At 62.1% G+C, this 13127-nt stretch carries 15 protein-coding genes; 8 read left to right on the top strand and 7 right to left on the bottom strand.

The features are described 5' to 3' along the window. Position 1 precedes the first annotated feature (1 nt). Positions 2-175, top strand: a complete 174-nt coding sequence (gene ccmD, locus FP026_RS17825; protein WP_149635960.1) for a heme exporter protein CcmD — start codon at positions 2-4, stop codon at positions 173-175. Then, on the top strand, positions 172-783 hold the full coding sequence (locus FP026_RS17830; protein ID WP_149635961.1) for a DsbE family thiol:disulfide interchange protein: 612 nt from the start codon (positions 172-174) through the stop codon (positions 781-783). The genes ccmD and FP026_RS17830 overlap by 4 nt, the downstream gene beginning before the upstream one ends. Positions 784-836: 53 nt before the next feature. Here FP026_RS17830 and FP026_RS17835 read toward each other — a convergent pair whose 3' ends face one another. From FP026_RS17835 to dapF, 5 genes are read right to left on the bottom strand one after another with little or no spacing between them, the layout of a single operon-like run. After that, entirely contained in the window at positions 837-1427 is a 591-nt protein-coding gene (locus FP026_RS17835) for a DUF2585 domain-containing protein (RefSeq protein WP_149635962.1), read from the bottom strand. Continuing rightward, complete coding sequence (locus FP026_RS17840) at positions 1424-2155, bottom strand: septation protein A (protein ID WP_149635963.1); 732 nt, start codon at positions 2153-2155, stop codon at positions 1424-1426. The genes FP026_RS17835 and FP026_RS17840 overlap by 4 nt, the downstream gene beginning before the upstream one ends. Further along, complete coding sequence (gene ftsY, locus FP026_RS17845; RefSeq protein ID WP_149635964.1) at positions 2152-3648, bottom strand: signal recognition particle-docking protein FtsY; 1497 nt, start codon at positions 3646-3648, stop codon at positions 2152-2154. The genes FP026_RS17840 and ftsY overlap by 4 nt, the downstream gene beginning before the upstream one ends. Before the next feature lie 18 nt (positions 3649-3666). Further along, positions 3667-4941: a tRNA (N(6)-L-threonylcarbamoyladenosine(37)-C(2))-methylthiotransferase MtaB gene (gene mtaB, locus FP026_RS17850; protein WP_149635965.1), complete on the bottom strand. Its 1275-nt coding sequence runs from the start codon at positions 4939-4941 to the stop codon at positions 3667-3669. Then, the gene (gene dapF / locus FP026_RS17855) at positions 4938-5843 is read right to left on the bottom strand and encodes a diaminopimelate epimerase (protein WP_149635966.1); all 906 of its coding nucleotides are present in this window, start codon (positions 5841-5843) and stop codon (positions 4938-4940) included. The genes mtaB and dapF overlap by 4 nt, the downstream gene beginning before the upstream one ends. Positions 5844-6210: 367 nt before the next feature. On the opposite strand from dapF, the gene FP026_RS17860 reads away from it, so the two are divergent. Beyond that, positions 6211-6654 (top strand): SRPBCC family protein, encoded by a 444-nt coding sequence (locus tag FP026_RS17860; RefSeq protein ID WP_188112615.1) that lies wholly within the window; start codon positions 6211-6213, stop codon positions 6652-6654. 74 nt (positions 6655-6728) lie between these two features. On the opposite strand, the gene FP026_RS17865 is transcribed toward FP026_RS17860, so the two are convergent. After that, positions 6729-7745, bottom strand: coding sequence for an MBL fold metallo-hydrolase (locus tag FP026_RS17865; RefSeq protein ID WP_149635968.1), 1017 nt, complete (start codon positions 7743-7745; stop codon positions 6729-6731). Next, positions 7742-8731, bottom strand: a complete 990-nt coding sequence (locus FP026_RS17870) for a hypothetical protein (RefSeq protein ID WP_149635969.1) — start codon at positions 8729-8731, stop codon at positions 7742-7744. The genes FP026_RS17865 and FP026_RS17870 overlap by 4 nt, the downstream gene beginning before the upstream one ends. 376 nt (positions 8732-9107) lie before the next feature. Here FP026_RS17870 and ffh point away from each other — a divergent pair, with 376 nt between their 5' ends. The 5 genes from ffh to trmD all read left to right on the top strand — a co-directional run bounded on the left by ffh (position 9108) and on the right by trmD (position 12962). Next, positions 9108-10688, top strand: a complete 1581-nt coding sequence (gene ffh / locus FP026_RS17875) for a signal recognition particle protein (RefSeq protein WP_149635970.1) — start codon at positions 9108-9110, stop codon at positions 10686-10688. Between the two features lie 18 nt (positions 10689-10706). Then, a complete protein-coding gene (locus FP026_RS17880; protein ID WP_149635971.1) occupies positions 10707-11009 on the top strand; it encodes a chorismate mutase in 303 nt (100 codons plus the stop codon). A 125-nt stretch (positions 11010-11134) separates the two neighbouring features. Further along, positions 11135-11497: a 30S ribosomal protein S16 gene (rpsP, locus tag FP026_RS17885; RefSeq protein ID WP_092717295.1), complete on the top strand. Its 363-nt coding sequence runs from the start codon at positions 11135-11137 to the stop codon at positions 11495-11497. A gap of 175 nt (positions 11498-11672) precedes the next feature. After that, positions 11673-12245, top strand: a complete 573-nt coding sequence (gene rimM / locus FP026_RS17890) for a ribosome maturation factor RimM (protein ID WP_149635972.1) — start codon at positions 11673-11675, stop codon at positions 12243-12245. A gap of 24 nt (positions 12246-12269) precedes the next feature. Further along, on the top strand, positions 12270-12962 hold the full coding sequence (trmD, locus tag FP026_RS17895) for a tRNA (guanosine(37)-N1)-methyltransferase TrmD (RefSeq protein ID WP_149635973.1): 693 nt from the start codon (positions 12270-12272) through the stop codon (positions 12960-12962). Positions 12963-13127: the final 165 nt, after the last annotated feature.

A 13127-nucleotide genomic window follows, 5' to 3' on the forward strand; every position in this document is an offset into this window, starting at 1 on the left:
CATGACGCATCCCTTCTACGTCTACGGCTCCTATGGCTTTGCCGCGATCATGATCCTCGCCATCATCGCCTGGACATGGATCGACGGGCGCCTGCGCCGTCGCGAACTCGCCGAGCTGGAAGCATCCGGCATCCGCCGCCGCTCGCAGCGCATGCCCGAAGGCGAGACGAAATGACGGCCAATGCCGACAACAAGAATGGCGTAAAATCAAGCGGCACCGCGCGCTATCTGCTGGCGCTGATCCCGCTCATCGTCTTTGCCTGCATCGCCTTTGCCGTCGGCAAGGTCATGTATGACCAAGAAGTACACGGCACCGACATCTCGGCCATTCCCTCGGCCCTGATCGGCACCAAGGCGCCGAAGCTTGCGCTCGCACCTCTTGCAGGCTCCAACCTTCAGGCGCTGACCGATGACGCCATCAAGGGCAAGCTGACGCTCGTCAACGTCTTCGCCTCCTGGTGCATCCCCTGCCGCGACGAGCATCCAGTGTTGAAGGAACTAGCGAAGAGCGGTGAGCTCAACATCGTGGCGATCAATTACAAGGACACGAACGAGAACGCGCTCCGCTTCCTCGGCGAGCTCGGCAATCCCTATAACGCCATCGGCATCGACCCGAATGGCTCAGCCGCCATCGACTGGGGCGTCTACGGTATTCCGGAATCCTACCTCGTCTCCCCCGACGGCACGATCCTCTACAAGCAGGTCGGCCCCTTTACGCCGACCAGCCTGAAGGAAGGGCTTTATCCGGCCATAGCGAAGGCGCAGGGGAAATCGGCGCTTTAATCCCTTCTCCCCCTCAGGGAGAAGGTGCCCGAAGGGCGGATGAGGGGGAAAAGCTAAATCCCGCCCTGCCACGTCTTGATCGCATCGACCGGCCAGACCAGCATCAGTACGTTGAGCGTAAGATTGTCACGGATCAGGTAGCCGGTGAGCAGCTCGAAGAAGATGGCGATGGCGACCGTCACCCACACCGGAGCGCGCCGGGCAAACAGGAAACCGACCACCATGAACACGGCATCCATCGACGAATTGAGGATGCTGTCGCCAACATAATCGAGCGAGATCGTTGCCGCCCGATAGCGATTGATGATGATCGGCGAGTTTTCCAGAATCTCCCAGCCGGATTCGATCAGCATGGCAACGAAGAGCCGCATCGACAGCGGCTTGCCGCGCATGATCAGATGCGTGAGCCCGAAGAAGAGGAAGCCGTGGATGATATGCGACGGCGTGTACCAGTCGGCGATATGCTGCGAGTTGCCGCTCGATTTCACCACCGGCTCGAACAGCTTCACGTAGCCGCAGGTGCAGATCGGCACGCGGCCCATCATATATTCAGCCACGATCTGCACGAGCAGGACGACGGCACAGGCGATGAACCAGAAACTTTGCTGCCGGTATCGGCTTTGAGCGTCGATGGCTTCGCTCATTTCCCGCTTTCCGTCGGCGGCTCGATCGTGTGCTTCATGATCAACGGCATCTGCGACAGGGTGAAAAGGATGGTGATCGGCATCGTCGCCCACACCTTGAAGTTCACCCAGAGATTATCCGCAGCCTTGGCGTCGGGCAGGTAATACCAGTTCGAGCCGCGCCAGACGACTTCGTTGAGCACGGCCAGAACGAAGAAGAAAATGCCCCAGCGCAGCGTCAGTTTGCGCCAGCCCTCTGCATCAAGCTGGAAGGCGGCATTGAAGACATAGCCGAGCAGCGACTTGCCGAAGGCAAGGCCGCCGAGCAGCGCGACGCCGAACAGCGCATTGACGATGGTCGGCTTCATCTTGATGAAGGTTTCGTTCTGCAGGTAAATGCCGAGCGCGCCGAAGATCAGCACCACGATACCGGAGACGAAGGGCATCAGCGGCAGATGGCCCAGCATCACCTTCGAGACGATAAGCGAAATCGCGGTTGCTGCCATGAACAGGCCGGTGGCCACGAAGAGAGGCCCGCCGAGGGCTGCCAGCTGCGGAAAATGCTGCACCAGCCATTCCCCACGCAGATTGCCGAAAAAGAACACCAGCAAAGGCCCGAGTTCCAGCACCAGCTTCAGCATGGGGTGATGTTTGTCGGCCGCACTTGGGGTGAGATCGCTGTCGCTGGTCGTCATTGCGGCACTTTCCCTGTCGTCACGTTTGTCATCGAATTTGTTCTTGTCATTCATTGGCTGTTTACAGCCCCCGTACCGGCAATGGCATGGGCAAAATCCTCGGCCTCGAACGGCTCGAGATCGTCTACACCCTCGCCGACGCCGATGAAATAGACCGGCAGCTTGTGCTTGGCGGAGATGGCGACGAGAATGCCGCCGCGCGCCGTGCCGTCAAGCTTTGTCATGATCAACCCATTGACGCCGGCGACATTGCGGAAGATTTCCACCTGGTTCAGCGCATTCTGGCCCGTGGTCGCATCGAGCGTCTGCAGCACGGTATGCGGCGCATCCGGATCGAGCTTGCCGAGCACGCGCACGATCTTTTCGAGCTCGGCCATCAGCTCCGCCTTGTTCTGCAGGCGGCCGGCGGTATCGATGATCAGCACGTCGCTCTTGTTGGCCTTGGCCTGCTGGAAGGCATCGAAGGCAAGGCCGGCGGCATCGGCGCCGAGTTTCGTGCCGATGAATTCCGATTTGGTGCGATCAGCCCAGATCTTCAGCTGCTCGATGGCGGCGGCGCGGAACGTATCGCCGGCAGCGACCATGACCTTCAGCCCCGCACCCGAAAGCTTTGCCGCCAGCTTGCCGATCGTCGTCGTCTTGCCGGTACCGTTGACGCCGACGACGAGAATGACATGCGGCTTGTGGCTGAGGTCGAGCTGCAGCGGCTTTGCCACAGGCTTCAGTACCTTGGCGATTTCCTGCGCCATGATGCGGGTCACGTCTTCGCCGGTGACATCCTTGCCGTAGCGCTCGGAGGCAAGCGTATCGGTGACGCGCATCGCCGTTTCGACGCCGAGATCGGCCTGGATCAGCAGATCCTCCAGATCCTGCAGCGTCTGATCGTCGAGCTTGCGCTTGGTGAAGAGCGCCGCAATCTGGCCGGTCAGCTGCGACGAGGTACGCGCAAGCCCGGCGCGCAGGCGCTGAAACCAGGAGAGTTTCTGTTTTGGGGCTTCCGGAACAGGCGCAGGAGCCGAGGCGGCGGTGGAGAAGCCCTTGGGGAGGTTGGGAGCTTCGGCCGGGGTGTCGGTGGTTTCAGAGGAGGGTTCGGAGTCTTTCGACGAAGGCTCCGAGCTTGCGGGAGCTTCGTCACCCCCCTCTGTCCTGTCGGACATCTCCCCCACAAGGGGGGAGATCGGTTCGATGGGGCGCTCTTCGGACGTCCCATGAATTTCAGCGCTTACGGCTTGCTCAGAAGAATCTGCGACTTCGTCGTCTGTATCTGAGTCAGCAACCTCGGGCTCATTTACTTCAATAGTATCTACTTGAACTTCAGCCTTTTGCTCTTGCTCAGCCGGCGCGGCATCCTCCAACCAATCTCCCCCCTCGTGGGGGAGATGTCCCGAAGGGACAGAGGGAGGTGACACAGGCTCAACAAACTCGGAAGCCGGCGAAACATCTACAACAGGCGCTTCAACCCTGGCCAAATCCTCCGCAGGCGCCTGCTCCTCAGCCGGCTTTTCGCGGCCAAAGGTGAAGACTTTTTTGATGAAACCGAGCGCCATGAAGTGTCCGTTGAAGCATTAGGCCGCGTCGGCGGCCAGAAGTTGCATGTCGAGGTGCTTGCCATTGTGGCCGGTGATTGCGACCTGCACAAGGTCGCGCGGGCGAAGGCCGGGGGCGGCGACAAGCGTGAAGTTTTCCGTATGCGCCAGTCCGCCATTCTCCACAAGCAGCCATTGCCGCGTGCCGACCATCTTGTCCAGATGGGCCTGATGCAATCTTTGTCCAGCCTCGCGCAGGCGGGCGGATCGCTCCTTGATCAGGCCGCGATCGAGCTGCGGCATACGAGCGGCGGGCGTGCCGGGGCGCGGGCTGTAAGGGAAGACGTGCAGATGCGCGATGCCGGCCTCCTCCGCCAGGCCGACGGCATTTGCGAACATGTCTTCCGTTTCCGTCGGGAAGCCGGCGATCATATCGGCGCCGAAGCTCGTCTCGGGGCGCAGACGGCGCACATCTTCGATGAAACTGATAGCATCGGCGCGCGAGTGCCGCCGCTTCATGCGCTTGAGGATCATATCGTCGCCATGCTGCAGGGAGAGGTGCAGATGCGGCATGAAGCGCGGCTCGTCGGCGATGAGATCCATCAGATGCTGATCGGCCTCGATGCTGTCGATCGAAGAAAGCCGCAGCCGGCGGATTTCCGGGATCTGCTTCAATAGCGTCTTGGCAAGCAGCCCGAGCGTCGGCGTTCCCGGCAGGTCGGCGCCATAGCTTGTGGCATCGACGCCGGTCAGCACGATCTCGCGATAGCCGCTCTCGACCAGATTGCGCGCCTGATCGACGACGGCACCCATGGGCACCGAGCGCGAATTGCCGCGGCCATAGGGGATGATACAGAAAGTGCAGCGATGGTCGCAGCCGTTCTGCACCTGGATGAAAGCGCGCACATGGCCATCGATATGCCGGATCATCTGCGGCGCCGTCGCCCGCACGCTCATGATATCGTTGACGCGCAGCTTCTCTTCGGCCGAAACGCCGAAATCCGGCAAAGCGCGGTAAGAAGCACTCTTCAGCTTCTCCTCGTTGCCGAGAACGGCATCCACTTCGACCATTTCGGCGAAGGTCTGCTTCTCCGTCTGCGCGGCGCAGCCTGTGACGATGATGCGCGCATGCGGATTGTCGCGCCGCGCGCGGCGGATCGCCTGACGCGCCTGACGCACGGCCTCGCCCGTCACGGCGCAGGTATTGACCAGGATGGCATTGTTGAGCCCGGCGGCTTCCGCTTGCGACCTCATCACTTCGGATTCATAGGTGTTGAGACGACAGCCGAAGGTAATGACTTCGACCCCGCTCACCGCGCCTGAGCCCCCTGCTCCGGATCGCGCGAGAAGCTGCCCGTGACCGGATCGACGGTACCGGACCATTCCCATTCGGCAGGACCCGTCATCACGACATGATCGTTGCTCTCAAGCCATTCGATGGTGAGTTTGCCAGGCGCGGGAGCAGAGGCGACCTCGATCGTTACCTTGCGGCCGGTGCGGCCGGTGCGTGCGGCGCTGACGGCGGCGGCGCAAGCGGCCGAACCGCAGGCAAGCGTCAGGCCAGCGCCGCGTTCCCAGGTGCGGGTGCGCAGCGACGACGGCGAAAGCACCTGCGCCAGCGTGATATTGGCGCGCTCGGGAAACATAGGGTGGTTTTCAAGCAGCGGGCCGAAGCGATCGAGATCGAAGGCCATCGGGTTCTTGTCGACCCAGAAGATCGCGTGCGGATTGCCCATCGACATGGCGGAGGGCGAATGCAGGACGGGATTGTCGATCGGCCCGATCTGCAGCTCGATGCGGCTGGTATCGGCAAATTCCTCGGCAAGCGGGATCTTGTCCCAGGCAAAGACCGGCGTGCCCATATCGACCGAGATCGTGCCGTCCTCATGCTCCCTGGCATTCAGAATGCCGGCGACGGTCTGGAAGGTGAAAGCCTTCTTGCCGGTTTCGGCCGCAAGCGCCTGGACGACGCAGCGCGTGCCGTTGCCGCAGGCCTGCGCCTTCGTGCCGTCGCAGTTCAGAATATCGATCCAGGCATCGGTGCCCTCAATCTTCGGATCGTGGATCGCCATGATCTGGTCGAACTGGGTCGCCGGATCGGCACTGAGCGCAATCGCCGCCGCCGCCGTCACCACATCCTTGCGGCCGCGCATGTCGACGACCAGGATCTTGTTTCCAAGCCCGTTCATCCTCGCGAATTCGACCGTATTGCTCATGATGCCATGTCCGTCAGTGTTTTCGAGCTGTATATGGCGGAATTGCGGGGGAATTACCAGTGGGGCGTGATGGATGGCACCTTTCAAGATTGGCCGGGGCCATCCGGGCCGCGCTGATCCTTCGCCAGGCTCAGGCTGAGGGTGGAGCGAGTTGCGAGCCGGGTAGGAGGTAGTCCTCACGGTGAGGAGGCCCAAAGGGCCGTCTCGAACCACGAGGACGGGTGGCCCGTCCTTATGACCGCAACGAAAACCCCGCCGAGCAGCCTTGACACAATTTATTTTGAGAAAAAATCATCCGAGTGTCGGATTGCCGAAATCTCGCCCGTCCTAGGCTCGTCCACTCCGTCAAACCATAGGGATTATGACCATGCCGAATACCATAAGCCTGCACCGCGTCCTCGCCACCAGCCCGGAAAAGGTCTATCGCGCATTCATCGAAGCGGATGCGCTTGCCAAGTGGCTGCCGCCGAACGGCTTTGCCTGCACCGTGCATCACTTCGAAGGGAGCGTCGGCGGCACGTTCAAGATGTCGTTCCGCAATTTTACGACCAGTGAAGTCCATGCCTTCGGCGGTGAATATATCGAGCTCGTTCCCGGCGAGCTGGTGCGCTACACAGACAGGTTCGACGACCCCAACCTGCCCGGCCAAATGGAAGTGACGGTGACGTTGAAAAAGGTGCTGGTCGGGACCGAGGTCAACATCACCCAGGCGGGTATACCGGACGTCATCCCTCCGGAGGCTTGCTATCTCGGCTGGCAGGAATCGCTGATCAATCTGGCAAAGCTCGTCGAGCCTGAGATTACGCAGTAAGGCTCGATGCCCCCAAGACCTCCGCGCAACCCCTTCTCCCCCCGGGGGAGAAGGGGTTTTTGTTGCATCAATGCTCACACAACCGGAACATCGAAAACTTCCCCTGCCCTGAGGGGTCGAAACCGATCCGGCTCCACGCCCTCGGCCTTCAGCGCTGCATCCAGCGCCTGCACGGGCGCATCGATCCCCTCGTCCGTCAGCTGGAAGGTCGCGAAGTGATGCCCGGCGGCGTAGGCCGACTTGCAGAGCTTCATGCCTTTGACCGCTTCTTCCGGATTCTGGTGCTGGCCCTTCATGAACCAACGCGGCTCGTAGGCGCCGAAAGGCAGGATCGCAAGGCGGAAGCCGCCATGCTTGCGGGCGGCCGCCTCGTAGTTGATGCCATCGTGAAAGCCGGTGTCACCAACATGATAGATCTTGCCCGCTGGCGTGGTGAACACAAACGCCGCCCATAGCGCCATACGCCGGTCGCCCAGGCCCCGCGCCGACCAATGATGGCAGGGCTCGGCATCGATCGTCACATCAGCCTTAACGGTGATGCGATCGCCCCAGTCGACAATGGTGATATCGGCGTCTGGAACGGCGCGGCGAATGATCGTGTCGTTCCCGAGGGGTGTCACGATCTTAGGCCGATGCGCTTGCTGCAGGCGGGCAAGTGTTGCGAGATCGAGGTGATCGTAGTGATTATGCGTCACCAGGACGACGTCGACATGCGGCAGATCCTCGAAGCGGATGCCGGGCGGCACCACGCGCTTCGGCCCGACGGATCGGAAAGGGCTGACCCGTTCCGACCAGACCGGATCCGTCAGAATGTTCAGCCCGGCAATCTGCACCAGCATCGAAGCATGTCCGACCATGGTCACCCGCATCTGCTCGCCGAACACATGCCGGTCCGGCCTTGCCGGAGGAAAGGCGCTGATGACAGGATTGGGCCAGCGCACCCGGCCGCCGCCGAACTGCCAGCGCAAAAGATCGAATGCACTGCCCGGCTCGACGCCGCCGGGATTGAAGAAGCGCACGCCGTCGAAATGATCGGAAACCGGCCCCTGATAATAGGGATTCTTCCTGGCTGAGCCGGATGAGCTGGTCATGGCTTGTCCACCCCCTGCGCGCTTGTCGCCTCGCCGGCCGATAAGCCGATCCTGCCGAGCCACTCCTCGACCTCAAGCGCCGTCAGCGTCTCCTCCAGCACGACGTTCGCCGGCATGGCAAAAAGCTGCGGCGTGAAAAAGCTCGTATCCCACAACGCAGCACCCTCGGCCAGCGGTGAAAGCAGGATGACCTGCCGGCCGTCGATGCGGGCAATCGTCTCGACGGATGCCTCTCCGGAAATCTCGACGAGCCCCCGCTCATCCGGCTGCACCGTCTCATAGCGCCACCAGGGCTCGTCATTGCCATCTTCGGCCACTGTCACGCAGCGCGCCATGTCGATGATGAACCTGTTGGGCGCGCGGCCGCCGGGAAGCGTCTCGCCGAATGCCGCCTGGATCAGTGTGAACAGATGGAAACAATTGACGATATTCTGATAGCGCAGGCGAAAGCCCTGGCGGCTCGGCAGATACAGCACCAGCAGGGCGTCGCTTCGGCCCAGAAGCATCTGGCGGACCCAGGCCGCACCCGGCGTGTAGTCCTGCAGCCCGCCAAGCTGCGCCATCAGCTCCTTGTCGCCGGCGGCAAGCTCGCGTTCCCGCGGCATGGCGGCAAGATGCGAAACCGCCGATTGGCCGAGCAGCTGGAAAGCGTCGAGCAGCTGCCTTTGCTTCGGGCTCAGTTCCTTGCGGCCGGCAAAGCCGCGATGGATCTGCGGCAGCCACGCCATGTAAAGCTCCCACACGGCGGCACCGCTGCGGTCCACCGCCCCACCCTTTTCGACGATGGTGCCGAGCATATTCGCAAGGATTGCGGCTCCAGGCGGCGGCAGGCGGCTGAGCTCGCGCGCCGCCCGCGCCATGATCTTCGGCTGCGCCATTGCGCTCGCGTAGAAGGCCTGCGCCGCCGCATTGAATTGCGCATCGACGCGACCACCGGCGTAAGCACGGCAGGCGGCGAGAAGATCGGTCAGGGCTGCATCATTCATTCGGAACTATCTCGGGGAATCACTTGATGGCGGGGATCGATATAACAATTGGAAGAGGATGGTACGGTCAAATCGACATTGATATAACGCTGTCATCCGTGCATTTCAGGCTTTTCGGCCCGCCTTGGGTTGACTTTGCCGGCCTTTTCCTGTTTATCGCCCGCAATCTGCGACGAGCACAAGCCTCCGAGCCACCGACCGGGACCCATAAAGGTATAAAGAGATCCCGGAGGTCAACACCCGACAGCGCGATGCGCCCTCGGGTGCTTTTTGGCTTTGCGTCTTGTTTTCGTCATGGAAAAGCACGACGTTTTCGGGCGAGGAACCGCGCAAGTTGCGCCAAGTCTAATCCCAAGCGATCGATAAGGAAGAAGCGATGTTTGAAAACCTCCAGGACCGTCTTGGTTCCATTCTGAATGGACTGACAGGCCGCGGCGCGCTTTCGGAAGCCGATGTTTCCGCAGCGCTGCGCGAGGTTCGCCGCGCGCTACTCGAAGCCGACGTGGCGCTGGATGTGGTTCGCTCCTTTACGGATCGCGTCCGCGAAAAGGCCGTCGGCGCCGAAATCCTGAAGTCGATCAAGCCGGGCCAGATGGTCGTCAAGATCGTCCATGACGAGCTGATCGAGATGCTCGGCGGCGAAGGCGTGGGCATCGATCTGAACGCGCCGGCCCCGGTCGTCGTCATGATGGTCGGTCTGCAAGGCTCCGGTAAGACCACCACGACTGCCAAGATCGCCAGCCGCATGACGAGCCGCGACCGCAAGAAGGTCCTGATGGCCTCGCTCGACACGCGCCGCCCAGCCGCACAGGAGCAGTTGCGCCAGCTCGGCGTGCAGACGGGTGTCGACACGCTGCCTGTTATCGCCGGCCAGTCGCCGACCGATATCGCCGCGCGTGCCGTGCAGGCCGCCAAGCTCGGCGGCCACGACATCGTCATCCTCGACACCGCCGGCCGCACGCATATCGACGAGCCGCTTATGGTCGAGATGGCGGATATCAAGAAGAAGTCCAATCCGCACGAAATCCTGCTGGTCGCCGATAGCCTGACCGGTCAGGACGCCGTCAACCTCGCCCGCAATTTCGACGAGCGCGTAGGAATCACCGGCCTCGTGCTGACCCGCATGGACGGCGACGGCCGCGGCGGTGCGGCCCTTTCGATGCGCGCCGTGACAGGCAAGCCGATCAAGCTGATCGGTGTCGGCGAAAAGATGGGCGAGCTGGAGGAATTCCATCCCCGCCGTATCGCCGACCGCATCCTCGGCATGGGCGACATCGTGTCGCTCGTTGAAAAGGCGGCTGAGAATATCGACGCCGAAAAGGCGGCCGCCATGGCCGCCAAGATGGCCAAGGGCAAGTTCGATCTGAACGATCTCGCCGACCAGCTCGGCCAGATGCAGAAGATGGGCGGCATGGGCGGCATCATGGGCCTGATGCCCGGCATGTCCGGCATGAAGGACAAGATGGCGGCCGCCGGCCTCGACGACCGCCTGTTCAAGCGCCAGCTCGCCATCATCTCCTCGATGACCAAGGCCGAGCGCGCCAATCCGGATCTCCTCAAGCATTCCCGCAAGAAGCGCATCGCCAGCGGCTCCGGCACCGACGCCTCCGACATCAACAAGCTTCTGAAGATGCACCGCCAGATGGCGGACATGATGAAGATGATGGGCGGCAAGGGCAAAGGCGGCATGATGAAGCAGCTGATGGGCGGCCTTGCCGGCAAGATGGGCCTCGGCGGCGGTATGGGTGGTATGCCCGACCTGTCGAACATGGAACCCAAGCAGCTCGAAGCCCTGCAGAAGCAGGCCGAAGCCGCCGGCCTCGGTCGTCCCGGCGGATTGCCGGGTGGCTTGCCGGGCTTGGGCGGCGGCGGCGGTTTGCCAGGGCTTGGTGGCGCCAAGCTGCCCGGCCTTGGCGGTGGTTTCCCGGGCCTCTCCGGTTTGCCGAAGAAGAAGTGAGAAGGATCGTTGACCCCCATGATTGATCCAGACGTCAAAGCCCAATTGGGCAACTACCGCCAGTCGATCGACAATATCGATGCCGCACTGGTGCATATGCTGGCCGAACGCTTCCGCTGCACGAAGGCAGTGGGCGTGCTGAAGGCCAAGTACGACCTGCCGCCGGCCGACCCGGCGCGCGAAGAATTTCAGATCGAGCGCCTGCGCCGCCTGGCAAAGGACGCAAATCTGGACCCGGATTTCGCCGAGAAGTTCCTGAACTTCGTCATCAAGGAAGTCATCCGGCATCATGAACAGATCGCTGCGGATTTCAAAGGGTAACCCCCGGCCGCATGATCCCGAAAACGCAGGACGCTTTCAACAGGGATCACGCAGCACGAGAAAAGCAGCGCGACGTAACCATACCGCACAACGAAGCGGTCACGAAAAGCCTAAGGAGAATGAACATGGCATTGAAAATTCGTCTCGCCCGCGGTGGCTCCAAGAAGCGCCCGTACTACCACGTTGTCGTTGCCGACGCCCGCTCGCCGCGCGACGGCCGTTTCCTGGAGACCCTCGGCTCCTGGAACCCGATGCTCGCCAAGGACGACGCCAAGCGCGTTGAACTCAAGGCCGAGCGCATCAAGCATTGGCTCGACCACGGCGCACAGCCGACCGACCGCGTTCTGCGCTTCCTCGCCGAAGCTGGCATCGCAACGCGCGACGCCAAGAACAACCCGGAAAAGGCAAAGCCGGGCAAGCGCGCTCAGGAACGCGCTGCTGAAAAGGCACAGAAGGCTGCTGACGCCGCTGCCGCTGCTTCTGAATAAGCAGTCCTTGTGACTGTCGAAAACGGGCGGCATGGCGACATGCCGCCCGTTTTTTGTTTCCCATCGGCAAATGTTCAGCCTATGAGAGAACCAACTACAGCGCCGCGTGTCACACACAAAGGTCGCTGGAGCATTTTGGATCTGCTGCATAATCCCGGCAATCGGCGAAGAGACCATGACGAAACTGCAAAATCCGGTATTGATGGCCACCATCGGTGCGGCACAGGGCCTGAGAGGCGAGGTGCGTGCGCGCGCCTATACGTCGGACCCGACCGCGCTCGGAGATTACGGCCACCTGCACAGCAAGGACGGCCGCAGCTTCGAAGTGCTTGAGATTCGCGAGGCCAAGAACGTCGTCGTGGTGCGCTTCCGCGGCATCAACGACCGTAATGCCGCCGAGGCGCTGAACGGCCTGGAACTCTACATCGAGCGCGACAACCTGCCTGATGGCGAGCTCGACGACGACGAATTCTTCTACGCCGATCTCGAAGGGCTCGAAGCCGTCGACGACCAGGGAACCGGCTACGGCACCGTTACCGGCGTCTATGATTTCGGCGCCGGCGACCTGCTCGAACTGAAAGGTCCCGGCAAGCGCCCCGTGTTGATCCCCTTTTCCGAAGCCGCCGTGCTCGAAATCGACCTTGAGGGCGGCAAGCTCCTGATCGATCCGCTCGCCGCCGGCCTGATCGACAGCCCCGACGACCTCATCGGCAAGCCGGAAAAGCCGCAGGACAAGACGAAGAAGTGACCCTCATTGGGAAGTGACCGCGCCATGAGTTTCCGGGCGACCATACTGACGCTTTATCCCGAGATGCTTCCCGGCCATCTCGGCACGTCGCTCGCCGGCAAGGCGATGGAACGCGGGCAATGGTCGCTGGACACCGTGCAGATCCGCGACTTCGCCACCGACAAGCATCGCACCGTCGACGACACGCCGGCCGGCGGCGGCGCCGGCATGGTGCTGAAGCCGGATGTGCTTGCCCGCGCCATCGACCATGCCAGCGAAAACGACAGCCGCCCTCGCCTGCTGATGAGCCCGCGCGGCAAGCCGCTGACGCAGAAGCGCGTGCGCGAACTGGCCGCCGGCGACGGCGTCATCATCGTCTGCGGCCGTTTCGAAGGCGTCGACCAGCGCGTCATCGACGGCCGCAACCTCGAGGAAGTCTCCATCGGCGACTATATCCTCTCGGGCGGCGAGCCGGCCGCCCTGATCCTGCTCGATGCCATCGTCCGCATCCTGCCCGGCGTCATGGGCAACGACCTCTCGGGCCTGCACGAAAGCTTCGAGGGCGGCCTGCTGGAACATCCGCATTATACGCGCCCGCAGATCTGGGAAGGCCATGAGATTCCGGCCATCCTCACCTCGGGCAACCACGCGGCGATCGCCAAATGGCAGAGGGAGCAGGCTGAGCAGCTGACACGCGAGCGCCGGCCGGATTTGCTGGACAAGCAATCAGGGAAATAAGCCGGGGACCACCCGCCCAGCTCTGGTTGCACCGGCCCTCCTCGGCATTCGAGCTTAAAAACCAGCCGCCCCTCGAGCATAATGGCTGCGAACCTATGTGCTTTTTGAGAAGCTGCACTATCTCCTATGCAGTCCTAGCGCGAGTTGTTCGTGCAGATTATTCTA

The sequence above is a fragment of the Martinezella tropici genome (genome assembly GCF_008370325.1).
Lineage (GTDB): Bacteria > Pseudomonadota > Alphaproteobacteria > Rhizobiales > Rhizobiaceae > Rhizobium > Rhizobium tropici_B.

What these genes read in the sequence shown, in the direction of transcription:
- ccmD (WP_149635960.1), top strand. Translation starts at nt 2, where the DNA reads ATGACGCATCCCTTCTACGTCTACGGCTCCTATGGCTTTGCCGCGATC.
- FP026_RS17830 (WP_149635961.1), top strand. Translation starts at nt 172, where the DNA reads ATGACGGCCAATGCCGACAACAAGAATGGCGTAAAATCAAGCGGCACC.
- FP026_RS17835 (WP_149635962.1), bottom strand. Translation starts at nt 1,427, where the DNA reads ATGAGCGAAGCCATCGACGCTCAAAGCCGATACCGGCAGCAAAGTTTC.
- FP026_RS17840 (WP_149635963.1), bottom strand. Translation starts at nt 2,155, where the DNA reads ATGAATGACAAGAACAAATTCGATGACAAACGTGACGACAGGGAAAGT.
- ftsY (WP_149635964.1), bottom strand. Translation starts at nt 3,648, where the DNA reads ATGGCGCTCGGTTTCATCAAAAAAGTCTTCACCTTTGGCCGCGAAAAG.
- dapF (WP_149635966.1), bottom strand. Translation starts at nt 5,843, where the DNA reads ATGAGCAATACGGTCGAATTCGCGAGGATGAACGGGCTTGGAAACAAG.
- FP026_RS17860 (WP_188112615.1), top strand. Translation starts at nt 6,211, where the DNA reads ATGCCGAATACCATAAGCCTGCACCGCGTCCTCGCCACCAGCCCGGAA.
- FP026_RS17865 (WP_149635968.1), bottom strand. Translation starts at nt 7,745, where the DNA reads ATGACCAGCTCATCCGGCTCAGCCAGGAAGAATCCCTATTATCAGGGG.
- FP026_RS17870 (WP_149635969.1), bottom strand. Translation starts at nt 8,731, where the DNA reads ATGAATGATGCAGCCCTGACCGATCTTCTCGCCGCCTGCCGTGCTTAC.
- ffh (WP_149635970.1), top strand. Translation starts at nt 9,108, where the DNA reads ATGTTTGAAAACCTCCAGGACCGTCTTGGTTCCATTCTGAATGGACTG.
- FP026_RS17880 (WP_149635971.1), top strand. Translation starts at nt 10,707, where the DNA reads ATGATTGATCCAGACGTCAAAGCCCAATTGGGCAACTACCGCCAGTCG.
- rpsP (WP_092717295.1), top strand. Translation starts at nt 11,135, where the DNA reads ATGGCATTGAAAATTCGTCTCGCCCGCGGTGGCTCCAAGAAGCGCCCG.
- rimM (WP_149635972.1), top strand. Translation starts at nt 11,673, where the DNA reads ATGACGAAACTGCAAAATCCGGTATTGATGGCCACCATCGGTGCGGCA.
- trmD (WP_149635973.1), top strand. Translation starts at nt 12,270, where the DNA reads ATGAGTTTCCGGGCGACCATACTGACGCTTTATCCCGAGATGCTTCCC.